This is a genomic window from Clostridium sp. CX1, assembly GCF_025398335.1.
GTDB lineage: Bacteria > Bacillota > Clostridia > Clostridiales > Clostridiaceae > Clostridium_AM > Clostridium_AM tanneri.
This window is the reverse complement of sequence record NZ_JAODOO010000008.1, coordinates 90918-114430: the sequence shown is the minus strand read 5'-3', so window position 1 is coordinate 114430 and position 23513 is coordinate 90918. Positions and strand designations below refer to the sequence as shown.

Sequence of the window (23513 nt, the reverse complement as noted above, 5' to 3'; positions counted from 1 at the left end):
TAACTGAAAGCAAGCTTATTTATTAAAAAATATTAAATACAATGACTGCTATATACATATACAGTAGAATTTTAAAATATATATATTTTAAAGAAATATAATGAGGAGATTATAACTATGAAGAAATTTATAAAGATTCTACTGTTTTGTGTTTTTATATTTATAGCAGTCTTTTTAATTACCAGTCATTATACTAAAGATAAAGAAATTGGAAATATAGACATAAAAAACAATAGCTTAAACTACAGTGTAATATATAAGGGATTGATAGGTGCACAGGATTTTGCAATAGACAATGTTGGTAATCATTACATAGCTTATAAAAATAGAATTCAAATTATTGAAAGCGATGGAAAGAGTTATGATATATTAAAGGACCAAAACCTAGATATTTTCAGTATAGATTACTTTGATAGTAAACTTTACTACTCTTCTAGTACTAAGGTTTATTGTTATGATTTAAAGAGTAAGAAAAACGCTGTAATAATTAAGGACATGCCAAACTACGGTGATTACAAGAATAGTATGATAAAAATAAGGGGAGATTATCTCTATATAGCAATAGGTTCGGCAACTAACTCTGGGGTGGTAGGCGATGATAACAAATGGACTAAGGAGAACTTTTATGCTCATGATATAACTCCTAAAGATATAACTTTAAAAGGAATAAACTTTGGAGTGGATAAAACAGGAGCTTTTCAAAGCTATAGAACAAAAAGTATAAAGGGACAAATTATTCCTGAACACTTTCCAGGCAACTCATCTATTATTATTTATAATTTAAAAACCGGTAACAGTGAAACCTTCGCATGGGGTATAAGAAACGTTACTGGAATGGACTTTAATAGTGAAAGTAAGTTAATATCCTCTGTAGGAGGAATGGAAAATAGAGGTATTAGGCCTATTATAGGAGATACAGACTATATATATGAAATAAAAAAAGGAGTCTGGTACGGATGGCCTGATTATAGCGGAGGGGACCCGGTAAATTCGCCTAAATTTAAAAGTAATAAAGGAATTTCTACCCAGTTTATATTAGAAAATCATCCAACTACAAATCCACCGGCACCATTATATCAACATAAGGCTGTTAGTAGTATAGAGGCTTTAGCGGTGGATAGCAGCAGTATTTTAGGTGAAAAAAATTGTATATATTTCTACGATAAATCAGATAATGTAGTATATGGATTTAGTGGAGCAGGAGCAGTTAAAGAGTATGTTAAGTTTAATAGCAATAGTTTAGTTTCTAATATTAAGTTTGGAAAAAGTTCATTATTAATACTAGATGGGAAGAATGGTTTATTATATAGCATAGAGAAGAATAATATAAGTAATAATCTGAGAATAGATAAGAATCTTTATTTTTATCTTCTTGCTACTACTATCTTTGCAATACTTGTTCTTCTAAAAATTCAGAAAGAATAGCCTAATATTTAAAGAAGAGGAGATAGATTAACAAATGAGAGGCAGATTAGAGAAAACCTATGGCAATACACTAAGAGGAATATTTACCGCAGTTAATCCTGTTAAAAAGAAAATTTTAAAAACACACTGTACTGTTCATAAATTCATAATGATACAGGCTATTGAAATACTAAAAAATGATGGATATGAAAAAGAATATGATTTTTTCAGAAGGTATATAAGCGCTTTAAATGCTGGTGTAGCTTGGGCTGATCAAGATTTTAAAAGTTCAAATCATTTCTACCATATTACTAAAGGAAGAGGATTATACGGTTTTTCAGATGCCTTAACTGAATGTAAAACCTATTATAATAAATCTATGGAATACCTAAACAAGAAGGATATAGAAAAGGCTTTGTTTTATTTTGGATCAGCCTGTCACTTAGTACATGACGTAACAGTGCCACACCATGTAAACAATAAACTTCTAAAAAATCATAGAAAATTTGAACTGTGGATTATAGGAAGGCTTATGACTGACTACTCCTTTGAAGCCAAAAGTGGAACAGTATTATATGATACTTTAGAAGACTATATAAAGAATAATTCTATAATGGCAAACAGCACCTATATAAAGTATTTAAATATACCTTCTAGAGACGAAAGGTATGGCAAGGTAGCAAGAACTATCTTAAAGGAAGCTCAACGTACTACCGCAGGTTTGATGGTTAAATACTACGACGAAATGAAAAAATTAAAAATTCTTCCATAATATGGAGGAATTTTTTTTTATATGCAGAAAGTATATATTAAAGTACTTTACAAAGGAAGGTGGTAATTTGAAAAAACAAGTGTTCATTAATATGGAAAAAGAGATATTTAGGGGGAACGTGCTGGATATAGGTTTAGAGAATTATGGCATAGTGTATAATATATATAAAGAGTATAATGACAAAGTTAATGTAGAATACGTAAATGGAAAAGAAGAGCAGGAGAAAATAAAAGAGAATTTTTATGACAGCTGCATAATGCTATTTTCCTTTAGCAGCCTGTGGTTTAAGAAGGATAAGAAAAAATTTATTAGGGATATATATAGATATTTAGCTAAAGATGGTCTATTATATATTTGGGATATAGATAAAGGATATAGAAAAATATTTAATTCAGTAATTAAAATCCTAGCCCCTGGAAGAAAACTTAAGAAAATAAAGATAAAAGATTTAAATATTTTTAAGGATAGTTCTAGGGAGAATTCAGTTAAGTTATTAGAAGAATACTTTGAAATATTAGATTTAAAGGCTTCTGATGGAATATATTATATTAAGGCTAAAAAAAAGTCATTAGTACAGCAATGTACCGAGGATAAAAGGAATGAGAAAGGAATTGAAGAAAAAGATGAAAGTTGTGTTAACAGCGCTTAATTCACAGTTTATTCATAGTAATTTAGCAGTAAGATACATAAAAGCTTACACTAAGGATTTAGACTATCACTGCATAGTAAAAGAATTTTCAATTAATGACAGAAGAGAAAAGGTGTTAGAGGAGCTTATGAGAGAGAAGCCAGATATACTGGCTTTTTCTTGTTACATATGGAATATAGAACTTGTACAGTCTATTGCTAAATTAGTAAAGCTTGTAGATCCAAAGATAGAGATTGTATATGGAGGGCCTGAAGTTTCCTATGACAGCAAAAGCTTCTTAGAAGAAAATCCAGGAGAATATGTAATATTCGGAGAAGGAGAAGAAAGTTTTTATCAGTTCCTATCCTGGAGATTAGAATATGAAAAATTTAAAAAGGAGTCCATAGCTAGCGAAGAGCGCCTAGAATTGGAAAAACAGTTTTTAAAAAGACGTAGGAATATTGCAGGACTATGTTTTAAAGAAAAGGGAGAAGTGGTTCTTAATTTACATAGAGAGCTATTGGATATGAATAGGTTAGTATTTCCATACCAGGAAGATGATAACCTAGAAAATAAAATAGTATATTATGAAGCTTCAAGGGGATGTCCTTTTAACTGTAAATACTGTATATCATCTACTATTCATGGAGTTAGATTTTTAGAGATAGAGAGAGTTAAGAAGGAACTGAAGTTTTTGGTAGATAAAAAGGTAAAATTATTAAAATTCGTAGATAGAACCTTTAACTGCAGCAGTAAATTTGCTAGAGCAATTTGGGAATATTTGATGACATTAGATACAGAAACTACCTTTCATTTTGAGATTTCAGCAGATATATTAGATGATGAACAACTAGAGCTATTGTCTAGAGCGCCTAAGGGAAGATTTCAGTTTGAGGTAGGAGTACAGACAACTAATAATCAGGTGTTAAAGAATATAAATAGATTTGTGTCCTTTGAAGATATTAAAAAGCAAGTTGTGGAATTAAATAAGTATAAAAATATAAATCAACATTTAGATTTAATTGCAGGACTTCCAGGAGAAGATTTTCAATCCTTTAAGAAATCCTTCAATGATTTATATAGTATCCAGCCTGATGAGATACAGCTTGGCTTTCTAAAAGTATTGAAGGGATCGCCAATGGAAGCAGAAGCTAAGCAGTGGGGAATAGTTCATTCTCCTTATAGTCCCTATGAAGTACTTAAAACTAAAGATATTAGTTATGAGGAGCTTCTCATACTAAAGAAGGTAGAAGAGGTTGTAGATAAATACTATAATTCAGGTAAGTTTAAAAATATATTAAAGTATTTTTTACCAGAGTTTAAAACTCCTTTTGATTTTTACTATGAATTAGGGATGTTCTTCTATAATAAAGGTTATTTAAGCAGAAATATATCTTCCGCAGATTACTATAAGGTTTTTATAGAATTTAATGAAGAAAAGTTGGAAAAGAGTAGTGAAATGTTAAAAGAGATAATTAAATATGATTATCTTAAATTTAATAAAAAGAAATGGCTTCCAGAGTTTCTAAATAGGGAAAGAATTAAGGAAGAAGAGAGAAAGGTTAAAGACATTATAGAGGCTGGTAAAATTAAAGTGTCAGATAAGTATCATATAGAAAAGTTTTTTATGGATATGGAAAGTTATGTGTTAAGTGGTAAATTAATAGAAAAACAACTTTATGTAATATTTGATGAGAAGGAACATAATGAGTTTTTTGTAGAAGATATAGTATAAAGATGATAATGAATGGGATGCTTGCTCAAAGGGATTTTGAGCAAGCATCTTTAATAAGCTGAAAATATTAATTATATTATATTTAAAGATAGATATATTATTATAGTTTTAGAATTGATGTTTACAAATTACTACTAATAAACAAATTATACTCATCATCCTTCCCCCTTGTTCTAGTATTGATATGTATAATCATTATGAAAGTATATATAATAACAAAAGAAAAAGAGGATATGCAGCAATGCAAAATTATGCTATTGCCACATATCCTCTGTTTTTTTACCTGAGAGTATCGATAAAAGTTATCTTCCACCTTTGGTTCTGTTTTAAAAACAGTATTTTCAGAGCTCCGTCCAATATCGTTAATGGTACCTGAGAGTTTCTTATACAGACGTGGAGATGTATAATTGCTCCTTCGGTTAACAACTTTTAAGAGTTGTTATCTCACGATATTTTCATCCGAAAAATATTTAATTTTCTTTCTAATATAATCATATCATTTCATGACGATGTTATCAATTGTATAAAATGTTAAATTTATTAGTTATTTATTAATATTTGGTAAATGTTAAAATGTCCATTGAGTAACTAAATATCCTAGTATGATTTGAGTTTCAAGTGTTGGAAAAAACCAGAATCTAAGAGTAAGATTCTGGTTTTCCAGTTTCGAAAAGCATTTAGCAATTTTCGTTTATATAATCCTACCGTCACGCCCAAAGTGGTTACGCCGGAGTGGATTTAGCTTTTAAGTTGCTTATAAAGTCCCCTATAAAATGTGCTACTCCGTTAAGATTATTAGACAGGGAAACGTATTTGCAGATCTTTTTTATATCATCATCAGCATTTCCCATAGCAACACTTATACCAACCTTTTTAAACATTGACACATCATTGTAGTTGTCTCCAAAGGCTGCAACACTTTCCAAAGGAATTTCTAGGTGTTTACTTAGATATTCCAAGGAATTGCCTTTAGAGGCATCTTTATTTACTAACTCAAAGTTATATTCATTGGATATAACCATAGATAATTCTTTGAATTTTCTGTAGTGATCTCTACTATGATTAAGTTTATTTTTATCAAAGGACACAGCAGTTATACTACAAAAATCTAAATTTGATTTAAGAATATCATCTTTGCATTTCACAGGTTTAATGCCTTTCTGGGAAAATATTAAGGTTATCATATTATTAATAAGTTCTTCTTTAAGAGAAGAATTATTAGTTTTTGCTATATCGAAGTCCTTTCTTAACAAATCTTCTGCGTTATGAGGTATAAATAGATTCTCAGCTGTAGATATTTCATAAAGATATTCATTTTCATTAAGCCAATTAAGTACATATTCAAGAGAATCCTTATCTATAGTCCATGATTTAAGCTTTTTACCTTCTTTAGAAAATATCAAAGAACCGTTATTTGATATTATATGGGCATTAATATCAGCTTTTTTACACAGGTGCCTTGCATCGGAATAAGTTCTACCTGTAGCTATAGCTATTTCTATTCCTTTTTCCTTTGCTAATCTTAGAGCCTCTGAGTTTTCTTGACTTATTTCATGATTTGAATTTAAAAGAGTTCCATCTAAATCTGTAGCAATAAGTTTCATTATAATCCTCCTAACTATTCAGCTATAATTAAATTTACATTGTTTTTATGTAAGATCTCCATAAACTCTTCATCTGGGCATTTATCAGTGATTACTAAATCTATTTTTGAGAGATTGCATACCTTAAAACTAGCAGTTTTATTAAATTTTGTGTGATCTGCTAAAACTATAGCTTCTCTAGACTGTTCAGCCATTTTTCTCATAACTGCAGCATCTTCAGCATCCGCTACGGAGATTCCCCTTGATGATATAGCTAATGCACCTAGAAAGGATTTATCTGCATAATAGTAGGAAAGCATATCAATTGTAGTATTTCCATATAGAAATCTATGTTGATTATTTAGCCTTCCTCCGAGAAGAAAGGTTTTCACTTTATCTTTTTTAGAAAGAATATCTGCTACATTTATTGAATTAGTGATTACATTACATTCCTTGTCCTCTAAGAATTCTGCAGAGGCTTGAACTGTTGTTGAGGTATCAAAAATTATAGTTTCTCTTTCCTTAATAAGGGAAGCGCTGAGTCTAGCAATTTTATGCTTCTCTTTTACATCAAATAACAGTCTTTCAGAATAGCTTTTTATCTCTTCCTTTGGCAATGGAAGTATTGCACCACCATGGGTTCTAATAATAGTACCTTGCTTTTCTAAGTTAACTAAGTCCCTACGAGCAGTATCTCGTGAAACATCGTATAACTTACATATTTCCTCTACGCTTATTCTCTTATTTTCATTTAAATAATCTAATATTAGCTGCATTCTTTCTTCCTGATACATATAAATCACCTCTGTAACAAAATACTATATAAGTAGATTATAATTAAGTATAAGTAATTTGTCAATGAACTACAAGTAATTATAAGTGTATCTAAGTAAAAATGCCAGATAAATTGATTATCTAGCACTTTTTACTATACCTAGGAGAGACAGCAGCTTGGAGGTTAACTAAAGTAAGTGTTTAGCTTTAATTAAAGAAATAATGAAACTGCACAATAAACAAGAAGTAGAGACATAACAGTATTGACTACTTTACTATTTTTAGAAAGAAATTTTTGGAATAAGGAACCAAATAGAGTCCAGCAGCTGGTTGCTATAAAACCAGCAGAGGCAAGGATTACACAAAAGATTGCAAGCATGGATATAGAGTTATAGTGAGGTATTACAAATGTTGAGATTGTTGTAACGCTATAAAGAATGACATTTGGATTTATAAATTGTAAAAGCAAACCGAATAAAAATGTATTCGTAGCTTTTTCAGGTTTGTCTTCACTTAAAGGTTTGCTAGTGAAGGTTTTCCATGAAAGCCATAACATATAAGCTGCTCCAATACAGGCCATAATTGGCTTAATTGAAGGAATAAAAGTGTAAAGAGCCATGCTGAAAACGCTAGACAGAGCCGTTACAATAAGTACACCAAAAAATATACCTACATTAAATATTAAGCTCTTCTTAAATCCGTATCGACTGGCATTTGACATTGAAATGATACTATTTGGTCCCGGTGAAAAGTTTGCAATAAGAACATAGGACAAAAATGCTGGAAAATTCATCATAAACATTTACCCCCCTTATAAGTGTATGATATAATACATGAAAAGTATAATATATCATACGTATACTATAATGGTACTATTTGTGCAGTATACTGTCAATGGTTGGAGGTGGAATTTTTTGAATAATCTAAACTTTATTATTGCTGAAAACTTGAAAGAGCTTCGTGAGAGGAAGAAACTTAGCCTTGAAAATGTCTCAAAATTGACCGGTGTAAGCAAAAGTATGCTTGGACAAATTGAGAGATGTGAAGTTAATCCCACTGTGTCAACGGTATGGAAGATTGCAAATGGATTAAAAATATCCTGCACTCAACTTATGAGCAAGCCAGAGGCTGACTTTGAGCTTGTAGATAAGTCTAAAGTTCAACCACTTATTGAGGATAGTGGTAGAGTAAGGATATTTCCTGTATTCGCCTTTGATAGTGAGAGGCGGTTTGAAATGTATTCTCTTGAGGTTGAGGTGGAAGGTTATTTGTCTACAGAAGCTCATCAACAGGGGACACAGGAATTCATTACTGTATTCTCAGGAGAACTTACTGTCAATGTAAATGGTGAAGATTTTGTGGTAGAAAAGGGGAACTCTATACGGTTTAAGGCAGGCAGCTCTCACTATTACAAAAACACAGGCTCTGGCCTTTGTTCATTAACCATGGTTATTTACTATCCGTTATAAAACTATGCGCTGAATATATCAAGTTTAACAATAGGTGGAGCTGCAAATATAAAGAAATTAAAGCTTACTAAAAAGAGTAACCAGAAGATAGTTACTCTTTTTTTATGTAGAAATTCATAAATAATTACAGATTTATGCAGGAAATTGTTGGACAATTGTAGAATACTACTTTTTGGAATTTTAATCAAACATATAGTAGCTGAATATTTTAATTGTTAGGAGTTGAAGAAAAAAGTGGGAGCATTATTAGTTATAGGGTTAATAGTATTTTGTATCATGTCAAATTCTAAGACTGATAAAAACAATGTAAGAGATGATAATCAAATTACGGTTATTTGTCCTCATTGTGATAAGAAGGTCTTTATTAAATCTGAGGGAGAATGGGTTTGTCCTCACTGTAATAAAGAATTTAACTATTATAGAGAAACAAACAGAAACAACTTTAACAGACAGGAAGAGAATAGTGGTACATACAGTAATAAGTTTAGTGTTAAATGCCCTTATTGTAATAATAGTTGTAATATACATTCGGAAGGAAGCTGGATATGTCCAGACTGTGAAAAGACCTTTGTGTATAGGGATTCAAGGATTATGAAAGATGAGGAATGCTGCGGCCAGTGGATTATTTATTTAGTTGAAGTACTAGCTAAAATTGCTAAAGCGGATGGAACTGTAAGTAAAAAAGAAATAGACGTATTTAGTGAAATACTAAATAGTGAGTTACAGCTAAATTATTATCAAAAGAAGGAGGTTGAATCTGTATTCAACAGAGAAAAATCAAACCCACATAATTACGAAAAGCCTCTGCTCAAAATCTATGATCTGTTTTCTGATGATAGAAGCATATTGTTCGGTTTGTTAGATATGATGTTTAAAATAGCTGCCGTAGATAATTACATTCATCCAGAACAAGAAAAAGTTTTAAAAAGAGCAGGCAATATTTTTGGGTTTTCAGATTACGAATATTTAGATGTAAAAAATAGGTACATAGAAAACCTAGACCAATACTATGGTGTACTGAATTGTAATAAAAATAGCAGCATAGAAGAAATTAAGAAAAGTTATAGAAAGCTTTTACTTACATACCACCCAGATAAATATGTATCAAAGGATTTACCTTTAGAAATGATGAATTTAGCTAAGGAAAAAACTCAAGAAATACAAGAAGCTTATGAAAAAATAAGATTATCACGAGGATTTTAAAAATTAAGAATGAAAAAATCTAAGTTACCTAATTATATTTTAAGTAGACTCCATCATATTGGAAAAAAGCCTTTATGTAATTTAAAAGCCCATCGTGCACCAATTATATTTGGGTTTTGCTTTCCTTTGTGCTGGAGGTGTACTAGCCTGATTATAGGAATTATTACTGGTAACATAATACAGCATCAATATTATTACAATAAAGGCTTACAGTGGATTGGAATAGTGTCAATACTGCCTTTAGCTATTGATGGGTATTTACAGTATGTTCTGGAGGTTGAAAGCACTAATCTTAGAAGAATTATTACTGGATTACTAACAGGGTTCGGTTTAAGTTATTTATAGATATTATTGAAGTTCAATTTTTATAGATATATGTAAGGACTCTGTTATAATGCACACTTTTGCATTATAACAGAGTCCTTTTTCTTAAAAATAGGGATGAATTTATACAAATCTAATCTATCTAAGACCAGTCTATATGGAATCCTCCAATACTATATCTGGCAAGCAACCTTAAAGCCTTCTTCTACAGCGTCCATAATTCTTCTTGCTCTATTTACATCACCAGCAGTATAAACCTCTTTGAAGTTTTTCTTTATATCCTCAACAACACTGTCATTAGCCTTATAGCCAGCAGCAATAACTATGTTGTCAACCTTTATTTCTCCATCTTCAAGAACAATAGCATTCTCAGTTATTTGGAGAACCTTAGCCTTAAGGTGCTGCTCCACACCTTTTTCCTTTAGAACCTTAAATAAGTGGCCTACGAAAGTAGCTCCAATATCCTTTGCTATAGCATCCATCATTTCAACAATATGAACTTTTACACCTTTAGCAGCAAGGAATTTTGAAGTTTCCGTTCCTACAAGTCCGCCTCCTATGATAGCAACTGTTGAACCTACTTCTATATTTCCATTTAATACATCCTCGGCCATTACAACATTTTTAGAGTCAATTCCTTTAATAGGTGGAACTGTTTGAGAAGCACCAGTAGCTATAACAACTGCATCTGGATTTAATTCCTTTATATCTTCAGCTGATTTAACATCCTTTTGTATAAAGTTTATACCAAGTCTAACAAACTGGTTATATAGATAATCTCTAAAGAATAGGAAAGTATCTTTTTCAGGTGGTGCAGCTAGGGTTTCCATTTTACCACCTATTCTATCTACCTTATCCACTATAGTTACTTTGTGGCCTCTTAGCCTGGAAACTCTTGCAGCTTCAAGACCAGCAGGGCCAGCTCCTATAATTACAACATTCTTAGCTTCAGCTGCCTTTTCTATTTTTCTTTCACTGTCAAAACCAGCTCTAGCGTTTACTAAACAGTTAATACCTTGTCCTAAAAACACCTTATCTATACAGCCCTGGTTACAAGCTACACAGTAACGTATATCTTCATAATTATTATGTTGCATTTTTATGATAAGGTCTTCATCTGCTATAAGACCTCTGCCGATAGCAACCATGTCTGCTTTATTCTCTTCAAGTATATTATTTATAAGCTCTGCACTATTCAATCTTCCTGCTACTATGACAGGAACTTCTACTTCTTTCTTTAGTTCTTCGCTAAATGGTATCAAGAAGCCTTGCTTTATAAACATTGGCTGAATTGTATATTCAACGGCGTCGTAGCTTCCGGCAGTTAAGCTTATAGCATCTACACCAGCCTTCTCTGCTTCCTTACAAATAGTCTTAACTTCTTCAAACTTTAATCCATCCTGAAGGTATTCATCTGCACTTATTCTTATTATAACAGGAGCCTTTCCCTTGCAGACTTCTATAACTTCTCTTAAAACTTCCATTGGAAAACGCATTCTATTTTCTAAAGAGCCACCATATTCATCAGTTCTTTTATTGCTGTGAGGAGATAAAAAGCTGTGTAATAAGTACCCATGAGCAAAGTGAACTTCTATAAGGTCAAAGCCAGCTTTTAGTGATCTTTCTGCAGCTTTCTTGAATTTTTCTTTTGTTTCCAATATATCATCTTTAGTCATTTCTCTAGGATTATTTCCTACTATTTCACAAGGCATAGCGGTAGGAGCTATTGGTTGAAGACCAGTTACTGCTTCACTAGCTTGTCTACCTGCGTGATATATTTGCGCTCCAACCTTTGCACCAGCTTCATGGATAGCATCAGTCATTCTTGTTAAACCAGGAATAAATTTATCGTCATATATACTTAATTGTGTAGGAAGACCTCTTCCTTCAGGGGATATTCCCACAGAGCCTGTAATTATAATTGAAACTTCCTTTTTAGCTCTTTCAACAAAAAAATCAATAATTCTTTGACTTACCTCGCCTCCTAAAGCTGCTAAACCATTCTCCATAGGTGCCATCATAAATCTGTTTTTTAATTCTAATTGACCAATTTTAATAGGGGAAAAAAGTTTTGACATAATAATTACCTCCTAAGTTTGTTAAGTTACTGACGTTCGTTAACGAATTTTAATTGTAAAAAATAAGATTTATTCAAATGTAATTTATCAAGGGATACTGTTGAGTTCTCAAGGTCTAGATAAAGTACATTTCTCACATAAGGATAAATTTTATTAAAGGGGTCAATAAAATGTGTGAACGAATTTTATTTTTATACTAATATTATACCTTTACATAAGAAAAAATCAAGTGTGAATTTGTTATTTTTTCGACAAATTTTCTGAAGAGGTTTTTAGAAATTTTTGAAAGTCTGATAAATCCCAGGTTCCTACCATGCCAGAAATTTTATGAAGAATATCTAAAAATGTCTCAATTTCTTCTAGTTTAAAATGCTCAAAGAGGCCCATAAACTCAAAAGCTGATTTTGTGCCAACGCTTTTTTCTAAAATTTCTTTTCCTTCATCGGTTATGTAAATTTTAATTGTTCTGCTATTATTTAAATACTTATCCTTTTTTACATAACCTTTTTTTTCTAATCTGCTTATAAGAGCGGAAGTTGTAGATTTGTTCCAAAGAGCAATATTACCAAGCTCTTCTAAGGTAAGACCATTATCTAGATGCAATATCCATAATGCGTGTTGTTGGGCATGGGTGAGACCTGCTTCCTTTGCTACATTCTCCCAATCCTTTTCTAGATTCATATATGTGGCTCTTATTAGGTTTAAAAACAAGTTAAAGTAGTAATCCTTTTGTCTTTTATCCATAATTTCTCTCCCTATATTAGATTATTGGTTTAATTAGGAATCCTAAACCAATAATATTATAACAGATTTATAGATAAAATAACTACCATATCAGCTGTATCACATTCATTTACAATTGATATGGTAGTTGTTTTTTAGTTTATTTTAAAGGTTTTTAATGACACTTCAAGCCTTTCAGCCATGGAACTCAGTTCTTTAGCCAAGTTGCTTATAGTTTGTACAGAGGCAGTTTCTTCTTCAGTTATAGCAGAAACCTGTTGAGAAGACATAGCCATATCCTTAGAAGCTTTTGATACTACATCAATTGAAGACAGAAGCTGATTTCTGCTAAGAATAACAGTATCAAGACTTTCAGCAGTGGTATTAATTTTCTTTACAACTTCTTGAATATTAGAAGATATTTCAGTAAATGTATCTTTAGTATAGCTTACTGCATCATTATGTTTGGCAACAATACTTTCAGCACTTTGTATAGTATTTTGGGCGGTTATAATATCTCTTTGTATATTGGAAATAAGCTCTTTTACACTACTACTTGAAAGAGCAGTACTTTCTGATAGTTTTCTAACTTCATCAGCCACTACAGCAAAACCTTTTCCAGAGTCGCCGGCACGTGCCGCTTCTATAGCAGCATTTAGTGCAAGAAGATTTGTTTCTTCAGAAATAGAAGTTATTGTATCTGCTATAGTTCCAATTGTATTGGTCTTTTCATTTAAAGAATTAATAACTTCTACTATGTGGTTGATGACTTTGTTATTTTCTTCAGTAACTTCTTCTAAAGAAAATATAACCTTAGCACCTTTGCTGCTGACTCTATATATGGTATCTGCAGAATTCTTTCCTTCATCCATATAGGAGGTCATAACGGTAATTTCCTCCGACAGCTTTGCAGTTGTTTCTAGTCCTAGTACAGCACTAGCGGCTTGATCCTCAGCGCTTAGGGCAACCTGTGATATATTAATTGATATTTCCTCTATACATTTAGCAGTCTCCTCATAGGTACTAACTAAAGAATTAGATGAACTGGCTACAAGGCTTGAGGTCTCCTGTATACTAGCAATAAATTCACGAATCTTAGCTATCATAAGATTGAAATTTGCACTCAAACTTCCTAGTTCGCTTTTACTATTATAATGGGATTGAACAGTCAAATCGCCATTAGAAGCTTTCTGCATTAAATTTGTTAAGTTAAATATAGGTTTTGTAAATTTACCTGCCAGGATATATACTAGAATACTAACTATAACTAACAATAATAGAGCAATACTTATAATTTTAACTTGAGTAGCCTTTACTACTGACATTGCTAAAGCCTTATTTTCCACTGTTATTACAGCCCAACCTTTTGAATCTCCTGAAAGGCTTACAGGGGCATAGGCACTTAATACTTCTACATTATTAGAGTCTAAATACTCAGCGGTTCCGGATTCACCTTTAAGAGCTTTTTCAGCAATAGTCTTAAGCTCCACTGGAACCCTTATCTCTTCAAGCTGAGTTTTTTGATTACCCTTTTCATCCTTTATTGCATTGCCTGAAGGGTCTTTAAGCAAAACTGTTTTCCTCAAGGTCTTATAATTATATAATTGGGAAACCTGGATTTTGTCTGGATGGGCTATAACAACCCCTTCGCTATCAATTATAAATGCATATTTATCTTTGCCATTACCAAAGTTCTCAATAAGTTTTTGTAATGAATCTAGTTTAATATCAGCACCAAATATTCCTATTATATTAGATTGGTTATCTAAAATAGGATGAAATATAGATGTTACTGCAGTGTTACCATTTACTGAGTAGTAGGATTTACTGACAAAGGATTTTTTATCACTCATCACCTGAGTAAACCACCATCTGTTAGCTCTGTTACCTAGTTCTCCCGATGAACGAGCAGTCTGATTACCGTCAGTTTTTTGTATGTAAAGTAAATCAAAATAAGAGTTATTAGCTAAACACTTCTTAAGCATTTGCTGTTGATATTCTGGATTAAAATCAATGGTGATTTTATCTTGAGACATTTGTTCCGTAAGGGTATATGATTTGTCTATGAAATCCTTTACGTTACGAGCTATATTGGAAGAAAGTTGTTTGTTACTGTCAATAATGTTTTTCTTAATATTATTGGAAAAGTAATAGGAATATATTAGGTTAGTAATTAAAGTAGGAATTATTATTAGTAAAATTGCTGAAAAAATTAATTGATTTTTTATAGATTTCATTGCTTGTCCCCCTAAAATGTATGTACAAATAATACATAGCTATAACATATTTTGATGATTATGAATATTTTTTATATATACTTATGTATATACTATAAAAGAAAATAGAGGTCAATGTAAAGGAATTTTGGTGAAAATGTAGAATAATTAATAAATACATAAATAAAGGAGGAGTATCATAAATGTACAGTTTCAAAAATGACTACAGTGAAGGGGTACACCCAGAAATATTAAAGGCTTTAACTGAATCCAACCTTGAACAAAGTGAAGGTTACGGACAGGATAGTTATACAAAAAAGGCTATTGAACTTTTGAAGGAAAAAATTAAGAGAAGTGACGTTGATATACATCTCTTTGTTGGAGGAACACAGACAAACTTAACAGCTCTTTCAGCTTTTTTAAGACCACACGAAGCAGCTATTGCAGCTAATACAGGACATATATTAGTTCATGAGACTGGAGCTATAGAAGCTACAGGACACAAAGTTATATCTATAGATGTAAGTGATGGAAAATTACGTCCTGAGGATATAAAACCTGCTTTAGAAGCCCACACTGATGAGCACATGGTTAAACCTAAGCTTGTTTATATCTCAAATTCTACAGAAATTGGAACTATTTACAGCAAATCTGAATTAGAAAACTTAAGTAAGTTCTGTAAGGAAAATAAACTTTACTTATATGTAGATGGTGCAAGACTAGGCTCTGCACTATGTTCAGAAGAAAATGATATGGATCTTTCAGATTTGGGAAACTTAGCAGACGCCTTTTACATAGGAGGAACTAAGAATGGTGCATTAATGGGGGAAGCTCTTGTAATATGCAAAGATAGCCTTAAGGAAGATTTTAGATTTCACATTAAACAAAAGGGAGGACTCCTTGCTAAAGGAAGACTTCTTGGTATACAATTTTTTGAGCTTTTCAAAGATGACTTATTTTTTGATATGGCAAAACATGCTAATGCCATGGCTAATTTATTAAAGAAGGGAATAAGTGAAGAAGGATATAAATTTTTAACTCATTCACCTTCCAATCAAATATTCCCAATACTACCAGAGAAAGTGATAAAAGAGCTTCAGAATAAGTATTTATTCACTATATGGGAAAAGGTTGACGAAAATAATTCAGTTATCCGTCTTGTAACCTCTTGGGCTACAAAGGAAGATAAGGTTTTAGCTTTTATTGAAGATTTAAAAAATGCTGCAGTTTAGAAAAGTGGCCTTTATTTAGTGATATTTGATAGGCATACATAAGTAAGGTTTATGTATGCCTTTTCTGCGCCTATTATCTTTTATAGTTCTACAGAAGTATTGCTGCCTGTTATATTGTAATAGGGTGATACTTTAACGTAAAATAATAGAGGCTAATTTATTGAAAACTAAACAATATAATAATATAATAATAAGATAGTAATTAGGGCTTGTATAATAAAATGAAAAACTTTATATTAATCAATAAAGGTGGGAGAACTATTGAAAGAAAAACCTGAAGAGATACCATATAGTAAACTGTTACAGGAGTTAAGTTATTATAAACAGACCTACGAGGAACTTAAGTTAATAATGGATACAACCTTTGATCAGATAACTGTTGCTGATGAAAAAGGAGTATTGTTAAGGATTAGCAAATCCTGTGAAGAAACCTTTGGTATATCTGAAAGTGAGATGATTGGTAAGGATGTTTATGAGCTTTCCAAAAAAGGAGTGTTCAATCCATCTATTACAATTGAAGTTTTGAAAAAAAAGAAGGAGTTGTCATTAATTCAGGAAACTGCATCGGGGAAGAGATTATTGGTAACTGGTATACCAATGCTTAATGACAAAGGAAAACTTATAAGAGTTGTAAATATATCAAAGGATATTACGGAATCTGAGATGTTGAAAAAACAATTGGAGGAAACTGAACATCTCTTAGATTGGTATAGGGATGAAATAAGAAGAAACCAAATAAAAAGTAAGGAATATATAGTTGGAAATTCTACTGCGATGAAAAAAATCATCGAATTAGTTGAGCATATTGCTAACATTGAAACTACAATAATACTCCTTGGTGAAACCGGGGTTGGAAAAAGTTTTATAGCAAAAACAATTCATAAAATGAGTCAAAGAAGAGAGCAGCCTTTTGTGCAGATTAACTGTGGAGCTATACCTGAAAATCTTATTGAGTCAGAGCTTTTTGGCTATGAAGAAGGAGCTTTTACAGGGGCCATTAGAAAGGGAAAAAAAGGACTATTGGAAGTTGCTGGTGAGGGTACTGTTTTTTTAGATGAAATCGGAGAGTTGCCTATGCAGCTACAAGTAAAGCTGCTTCACGTTTTACAGGAAAAAGAAGCTTATAAAATAGGGAGTACAGAGCCTTTCGACATAAAAGCTAGAATTATTTCAGCAACTAACAAAGACCTGAAAAAAATGGTTAAGGAAGGCAAATTTAGGGAAGATCTTTATTATAGATTAAACATTGTGCCAATACATATTCCTGCTTTAAGAGAACGTATTGAAGATATTCCTTTGTTTATAAATTATTTTTTATCAAAGTGTAATGAAAAGTATAGTTTGTCAAAGCAAATATCATCAAATGCATATAAAGTATTATCTTCATATAATTGGCCAGGCAATATAAGAGAGTTAGAAAACATAGTTGAGAGATTAGTTGTCACATCTAATAAAAATATCATTGAAGAGAATGATATTTTTGATATATTTACACATATTCCAAAGTATGTTAATGAAGTTAAGGAGTTTGTACCTTTAAAAATAGCTACTGAGGAATTTGAGAAACAAATTCTACTTAAGGCAATGGAAAAGTATAAAACAACACGGAAAGTGGCGGAGGTACTTAAAATTGATCAGTCAACAGTAGTTAAAAAATTAAAGAAGATTAAAGAAGGAAGTTTAAATAGTCAAATTTAAGTTGCAGCAGAACTAGAAATATAAGTAGTTTTTTTATAATAATAGATAAAGGAGATAATTTATGAACGGTTTATTAGCAAATGCAATAAGTATGGGAATACTGGCATGGGGGTGGGCTAATTTTAGCACAGCTCTTGGTGTATCTACCTGGGCAGGTTTTATGGGAACAACAACATATTATGCATCAGGAGAGCGTTTTATTAAAGGTTGGATAAAAGGAATAATAGCAAATATGGTTGGAGTACTATGGGCTATAATTTGTGTAGAAGCTTCAAAAGTACTTAATGTTCCCAATATAGCAGCAATTATGACAGGAGTCATCTCCTTTGGAATAGTTGCACAGGCTAGATGGAAGCGTTTATCATTTATACCTGGTGTGTATATCGGATGTTCAACAACCTTTGGTATGCTTGCTTTAAATGGCACCTACTTTTCAACTGTAACAGCACTTTTAATGGGTTCCGTTGTAGGTATTCTTTCAGACGCCGGTGGAGAACTAATAGTGAAGTTGACTAAGAAGAAGGAAATAGAAACAGCTTTAAAAGCAGAAGAATAAATTAAGTGATTATATTAATCATAGGTTTTGATGAAAAAAATCATCAAAACCTATATTTTTTTCAAGTATTTTCGACTAATTTGTATAAAGGAATTTGAAAATTAACTAAATTAAAATAAAAAAAGTTATGAAAATGTCAGTAAATTCAATAGGTTGTGATATATTAGAGAATTTTAGTGGGTTTTATTGGCACAGGTCTTGCTAGATATTATTTGTGTATGAAGTTAAAAAATTCAAAAATAAATAAATATAATAAAGCAAAAGGGAGTGCATATTAAAATGAATAAGATATTAACTTGTAACAAAGACAGATTAGAAGACAAAATCGTTACATTCAGTAAATTTGGTGATGCTGGACATGGCGGAATAACAAGATTTTCTTTATCAAAGGAAGCGCTTCAAGCAAGAGCAGAATTCGTTAAAAGAATGGAAGCTGTAGGAGCAGAGATCAAAACAGATGATATGGCAAATTTATATGCAACATTAAAAGGTTCAGAGGATGTTCCAGGAATCATAATGGCATCACACGTAGACTCAGTTAGAAATGGTGGAAACTATGACGGAGTTTTAGGTGTACTTACAGCAATGGAAGTAGTTGAAACAATAGCTACTGAAAAAATTCCACACCGTCGTCCTGTTACAGCTATGATTTGGACAAATGAAGAAGGTTCACTTTACCCACCAGCTATGATGTCATCAGGAGTTGTTTGTGGTAAATTTGATAAAGCTACTATGTTAGCTTCAAAAAGTGTTGAAGGAAAAACTTTTGGAGAAGCTTTAAAGGAAAGTGGATACGAAGGAGATGTAGCAAACAGATTAAATTCTAAGGATTACGTTGCTATGCTTGAATTACATATTGAGCAAGGTCCTGTACTTGAAGCTGAAAAGAAGGACATCGGAGTAGTAGAGGGCGTTCTTGGAATGGTTAACTACAGAATAAGAACTTATGGACAATCTGACCATGCAGGAACTACACCAATGAAATATAGACAAGATGCTCTTTTAGCAGCAACTAGTGCTATAAGATACCTACATGACGAATTAGACAAACTTGACAGCAACCTTGTTTACACTACAGGTGAAATAGTTTGTCATCCATGTATACACACAGTTATTCCTGATTATGTTGATTTCTCACTAGATGCAAGACATCAAGATCCAGAAGTTATTAAGCAAGTTGTTAAAGTAATTGAAAATATTCCTGCAGAGCTTGACAAGTGCAGAGTTGAATATGAATTACAATGGGCACGTAATACAATCCAATTTGATAAAGAACTAGTTGGTTTTGTTAGAAAGAATGCAGAAGCATATGGATATTCAAATATGGATATATACAGTGGTGCAGGTCACGATGCTCAGTTTGTAGCTGATATGATGCCTACAACTATGATATTTGTTCCAAGTGTTGATGGACACAGCCATTGTGAAAAAGAGCATACACCAGTAGAAGCTTGCTGGAAAGGTGCTAACGTATTACTACAAACAGTTTTAGATGTAGATCAAAAATAATATCCAGTAAATTGATAATTAATTAGGTGATTTTTAACCACGACTTTAAAAAAGGTCGTGGTTATTTTTTATAAGTGGAGTAAGAGGGGAATTTGATAAAATAATTGATTTGAAATTATTTTTTATATATTAAGATTTTAAAATAATGTAAAAAGCAATAGTTTAAAGCTGAAAAGGCATAATATATTAGGACTGACTTAATTTTTACTACTTAAATTCTTTAAGTATATAGATAGCCTAATAAGGAGTGAAACTAATGCTGCACATTTTTTTAAAAGGAATTATTATTGGATTGCTAACTGGTATGCCACTAGGTCCAATAGGTGCTTTATGTCTGAGAACTACACTTACAAATGGAGCTCTTTTTGGATTTGCAGCAGGCTTAGGCTCCTGTGTAGCTGACTCTATTTATGCAATCATTGCTGCTCTAGGAATAAGCTTTATTGCTAGGTTCCTTGCTATGTATCAACATTATTTTCGTTTAATTGGTGGTATAATACTATTAGTAGTAGGTGCGCATATTATTTTATCTAAAAAAGAAAATACAAAGGAAGTTGCAGATGGAAAAACTCTTGCAAAATCCTTTATCACTACATTTATACTTGCACTAGCAAATCCAGCAACAATATTTTCATTTCTTTTTGTATTTGCTAGCTATGGCTCTAAAAATATTGGTCATGGTGTAGCAGCAAGAACTGTCTTAATTGCTGGTGTATTTTCCGGAAGTTTTTTATGGTGGATTATACTTATATTAGCTGCTGAGAGATTTCATAAGCATTTAAATCCTAAAAAAATTTCTGTTATAAATAAGACTATAGGTGTTATAATAGTTTTTTCTGGTATGATTTTCATAGCTGGTGCAGGTAACTATAAAAATTATATAAGACCTTCTTATATGCATTCAAAGCTTTTTAAAACAATACTTCGTCTTAAACCTCGGTATCTCCACAAGTTATAAGAATTTGAAAAGAAAAAGTTGGAAGGTAAAAATTAAATTAAAACTATAAATTCAAAAAGGAAATTGATATCAAAACAGAAAGGTTAGTGAAAAATACAGCTAAGCCTAAGGAATAAAGATGGGAGAATAAAATGAAAAAAAAATTTAAGTTGCCGCTTTGGGGGACATTAGTCATCATTCTAATCTTAAGCCTCTTCAATATCTATAGTAAGTTAAGCACATATTGGATTGGTGCATGGAACGGAACTGCGGTGGATTTAACTTTTTTTAGGTTAGGTTACAAAAATCAAAGCCTCCGTACAGTAGTAACTTCTACCTTTGGAGGGTCAAAGGAAAGAATAAAAATCTCAAATGAGTTTGGGAGGGAGCCTATACACATTGGAGAGGCATCCTTTGCCTTAGTTAACCCACAGGGTATATTATATAAAAACTCACAAAGAGAACTTACCTTTAATGGTAAGTCAACGATAACTATTGAAAAAGGGGCTTTTGTATGGAGTGACCCAGTGGAAGTTCCTATAAAAACCTTGGATAGAGTAGCTGTAACTATTTATTTTCCAGATGAAGTTAAGAATGTAACTGGTGCTTGGGGTGGTGGAGAATCTTATTTTTCACAGAAGGGGAACTTCACAAAGTCAATGGATACAAAAAGAGATTTTAAACCTGTTAGTACCAATGGAATTCCTAAGATAGCTCCCTTCCTTACATCTATAGAGGTAAGGACATCTAGAGAAAATAGATCAATTGTTGCCTTTGGTGATTCAATAACTACTCTTTCATGGCCAGATTATCTTGTAAAGAAATTGAAAAATCGAAATGTAGAAAATTTATCTGTAGTTAGGGAAGCTATTGGCGGCAACAGAATATTACATGATACGGAAAATCAGCTTCAAGGAGTCTTCGGACCGTCAGGAATTTCAAGATTTGAAAAAGCTATTACAGACCATAAAGGGGTAAAATATGTAATTGTTTTACAAGGGGTTAATGACATAATGCATCCAGCACCAGGAGGACCAGCACCAGCTTCTGAAATTGTAAGTAAGGATGAAATAGTTTCAGCCCTAGAAAAGTATACTGAACTGGCACACAAATATAATTTGAAGATATATGGCGGCACAATAATGCCCTTTGAAGGATATGAAGTATATACTGACGACCTTGATGTTAAGCGAAGAGAAGTTAATGAATGGATTAGAACTAGCGGAAAGTTTGATGGAATAATTGATTTTGATAAAGCAATGGCAGATCCTAACAACCCCTCAAGACTATTGCCTAAGTATGACAGCGGAGATCACCTTCATCCAAGCGATGCTGGAGGAGAAGCTATGGCAGAGGCTATTGATTTGAAGCTATTTTATACAGATTAATACATTGCTGATAGATGTACTTAATAAGTAGAAGAGAGTGTCCTAAACTGTTATTTTAAGACACTCCTCTTTTACTAAACTAAGGAAGGCTCGCGAACTTCATAATAGATAGATGAAAGTGTGTTTAATGTATTCTGGGATGCTGGTTCTAGAGGATAATATCCCTTTTGTACCATCCACTGCCAAACATCATAGGCATGATTGCAGCTCATTGTAAATGCATCCTTTAAGAACTCTCTAACGGTAGGATTACCTGCTTCCATAGCGGCCCAAGCATATTCTCTTCCTGCTCTTTTTAAAGTTAAAAGATATGCAGTAGCTATTTCCCTATCATCCATCTGTTGTATGCTAGTTCTTGGAGTAATTGGAGGAAAATTATTAGTTGGTGATTTAGTATAATCTTGTAAAACCGCATTTAAGCTAGGAACATTAAGTTTTTGAGTAGAGCCATTGGCTTTGCTGACAAACTCTACCTTCATATTATAGTCCTGAACATGAGCAGGAAAATGCCTTTCTATCATAGCCTTTAACTCTGGGTCCTTTGCCATGTTTTTAAACATAGCCATATTTGATATAGAGTTTACACAGCTTACTATTAATTCATGTAAGTCGTACACTTCATGAGCTGCTAATTGCATAAGATTACCTCCTAAATTATTAGTTTATATTACTACAAAAACTAATTTCCCACCGTAAAGATTATTTATACCTATTTTAAAAACCATAATACCAAGATTTATTATATTTATTCTTTCTATTTAAATTTAGCCCATATGCTAGTAAAATTAAGTTAACGAAAGAAATTCTATTTCATGTAGCTGGAGGTGAACTTTATGTTGAATATACAACACTTTAATGCTGTATTAGCAACTCTTTAAGGGGGACTTTTACATTACTAAGGTGTAATAATCCTCTTTAAGGAGTCTTTAGGATTCTTTAATTTTGGAGGATAAAGTAGTGCAATATTTAAATGGAGCTGAGGTTTTACCAGAAGAACTGTTAAAAGAAATACAGAAATATGTAGATGGAGAAACTATATATATTCCAAAGGTGAAAAAAAGAACATCCTGGGGATGCAAAAGTGGAACTAGGAATTTAATAGATAGCAGAAACAACGAAATTTTTTCACTGTATAATCAAGGAAATAATATAGAAATCTTAGCTGAAAGATTTTTTTTATCAGAATACACAATTAAGAAAATAATTACTAAATGCAGTAAATACTAATAGACTTACTATCATTGACTATTTGGAAATTTTATATGTTGAAGAAGGGGAAAAAAC

Annotated in this window: 21 protein-coding genes and 1 riboswitch; of the genes, 14 read left to right on the top strand and 7 right to left on the bottom strand. The window is 32.0% G+C overall.

Translation table 11 applies throughout. The features are described 5' to 3' along the window. Window positions 1-117 precede the first annotated feature (117 nt). The 4 genes from N4T77_RS10775 (at window position 118) to N4T77_RS10760 (ending at window position 4539) form a co-directional block, all read left to right on the top strand. The gene (locus N4T77_RS10775) at window positions 118-1425 is read left to right on the top strand and encodes a PQQ-dependent sugar dehydrogenase (RefSeq protein ID WP_261671797.1); all 1308 of its coding nucleotides are present in this window, start codon (window positions 118-120) and stop codon (window positions 1423-1425) included. 34 nt (window positions 1426-1459) lie between these two features. After that, window positions 1460-2176, top strand: a complete 717-nt coding sequence (locus tag N4T77_RS10770; protein WP_261671796.1) for a zinc dependent phospholipase C family protein — start codon at window positions 1460-1462, stop codon at window positions 2174-2176. A 91-nt stretch (window positions 2177-2267) separates the two neighbouring features. After that, window positions 2268-2825: a methyltransferase domain-containing protein gene (locus N4T77_RS10765; protein WP_261671795.1), complete on the top strand. Its 558-nt coding sequence runs from the start codon at window positions 2268-2270 to the stop codon at window positions 2823-2825. Beyond that, on the top strand, window positions 2800-4539 hold the full coding sequence (locus tag N4T77_RS10760; protein ID WP_261671866.1) for a B12-binding domain-containing radical SAM protein: 1740 nt from the start codon (window positions 2800-2802) through the stop codon (window positions 4537-4539). Before N4T77_RS10765 ends, N4T77_RS10760 begins: the two co-directional genes overlap by 26 nt. 350 nt (window positions 4540-4889) lie before the next feature. Beyond that, a riboswitch (glycine riboswitch) is annotated at window positions 4890-4998 on the bottom strand. A 263-nt stretch (window positions 4999-5261) separates the two neighbouring features. Here N4T77_RS10760 and N4T77_RS10755 read toward each other — a convergent pair. The 3 genes from N4T77_RS10755 to N4T77_RS10745 all read right to left on the bottom strand — a co-directional run bounded on the left by N4T77_RS10755 (window position 5262) and on the right by N4T77_RS10745 (window position 7692). Continuing rightward, entirely contained in the window at window positions 5262-6143 is an 882-nt protein-coding gene (locus N4T77_RS10755) for a Cof-type HAD-IIB family hydrolase (protein ID WP_261671794.1), read from the bottom strand. A 14-nt stretch (window positions 6144-6157) separates the two neighbouring features. Beyond that, window positions 6158-6916 carry a DeoR/GlpR family DNA-binding transcription regulator gene (locus N4T77_RS10750; RefSeq protein WP_261671793.1) on the bottom strand — a complete coding sequence of 253 codons (759 nt, stop codon included), beginning with the start codon at window positions 6914-6916 and terminating at the stop codon, window positions 6158-6160. Window positions 6917-7107: 191 nt separating this feature from the next. Beyond that, a complete protein-coding gene (locus tag N4T77_RS10745) occupies window positions 7108-7692 on the bottom strand; it encodes a LysE family transporter (RefSeq protein WP_261671792.1) in 585 nt (194 codons plus the stop codon). Window positions 7693-7810: 118 nt separating this feature from the next. Between N4T77_RS10745 and N4T77_RS10740 the strand changes: the two genes are divergently transcribed. From N4T77_RS10740 to N4T77_RS10730, 3 genes are all read left to right on the top strand, one after another. Beyond that, window positions 7811-8365: a helix-turn-helix domain-containing protein gene (locus N4T77_RS10740; protein ID WP_261671791.1), complete on the top strand. Its 555-nt coding sequence runs from the start codon at window positions 7811-7813 to the stop codon at window positions 8363-8365. A gap of 222 nt (window positions 8366-8587) precedes the next feature. After that, on the top strand, window positions 8588-9568 hold the full coding sequence (locus N4T77_RS10735; RefSeq protein ID WP_261671790.1) for a TerB family tellurite resistance protein: 981 nt from the start codon (window positions 8588-8590) through the stop codon (window positions 9566-9568). Window positions 9569-9577: 9 nt separating this feature from the next. Further along, window positions 9578-9913 (top strand): DUF2085 domain-containing protein, encoded by a 336-nt coding sequence (locus N4T77_RS10730; RefSeq protein WP_261671789.1) that lies wholly within the window; start codon window positions 9578-9580, stop codon window positions 9911-9913. Window positions 9914-10065: 152 nt separating this feature from the next. Here N4T77_RS10730 and N4T77_RS10725 read toward each other — a convergent pair whose 3' ends face one another. The 3 genes from N4T77_RS10725 to N4T77_RS10715 all read right to left on the bottom strand — a co-directional run bounded on the left by N4T77_RS10725 (window position 10066) and on the right by N4T77_RS10715 (window position 14930). Next, entirely contained in the window at window positions 10066-11970 is a 1905-nt protein-coding gene (locus N4T77_RS10725) for an FAD-dependent oxidoreductase (protein ID WP_261671788.1), read from the bottom strand. 240 nt (window positions 11971-12210) lie between these two features. Beyond that, window positions 12211-12714, bottom strand: a complete 504-nt coding sequence (locus N4T77_RS10720) for a MarR family winged helix-turn-helix transcriptional regulator (RefSeq protein WP_261671787.1) — start codon at window positions 12712-12714, stop codon at window positions 12211-12213. A 134-nt stretch (window positions 12715-12848) separates the two neighbouring features. Then, window positions 12849-14930 carry a methyl-accepting chemotaxis protein gene (locus tag N4T77_RS10715; RefSeq protein WP_261671786.1) on the bottom strand — a complete coding sequence of 694 codons (2082 nt, stop codon included), beginning with the start codon at window positions 14928-14930 and terminating at the stop codon, window positions 12849-12851. A 182-nt stretch (window positions 14931-15112) separates the two neighbouring features. On the opposite strand from N4T77_RS10715, the gene N4T77_RS10710 reads away from it, so the two are divergent. From N4T77_RS10710 to N4T77_RS10685, 6 genes are all read left to right on the top strand, one after another. After that, the gene (locus N4T77_RS10710; RefSeq protein WP_261671785.1) at window positions 15113-16141 is read left to right on the top strand and encodes a low specificity L-threonine aldolase; all 1029 of its coding nucleotides are present in this window, start codon (window positions 15113-15115) and stop codon (window positions 16139-16141) included. 261 nt (window positions 16142-16402) lie between these two features. Beyond that, window positions 16403-17839 (top strand): sigma-54-dependent Fis family transcriptional regulator, encoded by a 1437-nt coding sequence (locus tag N4T77_RS10705; RefSeq protein ID WP_261671784.1) that lies wholly within the window; start codon window positions 16403-16405, stop codon window positions 17837-17839. Window positions 17840-17900: 61 nt separating this feature from the next. Further along, window positions 17901-18395 (top strand): DUF1097 domain-containing protein, encoded by a 495-nt coding sequence (locus N4T77_RS10700; RefSeq protein WP_261671783.1) that lies wholly within the window; start codon window positions 17901-17903, stop codon window positions 18393-18395. 279 nt (window positions 18396-18674) lie between these two features. Further along, the gene (locus N4T77_RS10695) at window positions 18675-19904 is read left to right on the top strand and encodes a Zn-dependent hydrolase (protein WP_261671782.1); all 1230 of its coding nucleotides are present in this window, start codon (window positions 18675-18677) and stop codon (window positions 19902-19904) included. Window positions 19905-20160: 256 nt separating this feature from the next. Then, on the top strand, window positions 20161-20862 hold the full coding sequence (locus tag N4T77_RS10690; RefSeq protein WP_261671781.1) for a LysE family translocator: 702 nt from the start codon (window positions 20161-20163) through the stop codon (window positions 20860-20862). 131 nt (window positions 20863-20993) lie between these two features. Then, window positions 20994-22229 (top strand): SGNH/GDSL hydrolase family protein, encoded by a 1236-nt coding sequence (locus N4T77_RS10685; protein ID WP_261671780.1) that lies wholly within the window; start codon window positions 20994-20996, stop codon window positions 22227-22229. Window positions 22230-22303: 74 nt separating this feature from the next. Here the strand turns inward: N4T77_RS10685 and N4T77_RS10680 are convergent, their stop codons facing one another. After that, window positions 22304-22867, bottom strand: coding sequence for a spore coat protein (locus N4T77_RS10680; RefSeq protein WP_261671779.1), 564 nt, complete (start codon window positions 22865-22867; stop codon window positions 22304-22306). 319 nt (window positions 22868-23186) lie between these two features. On the opposite strand from N4T77_RS10680, the gene N4T77_RS10675 reads away from it, so the two are divergent. Further along, window positions 23187-23456: a CD3324 family protein gene (locus tag N4T77_RS10675; protein ID WP_261671778.1), complete on the top strand. Its 270-nt coding sequence runs from the start codon at window positions 23187-23189 to the stop codon at window positions 23454-23456. Window positions 23457-23513: the final 57 nt, after the last annotated feature.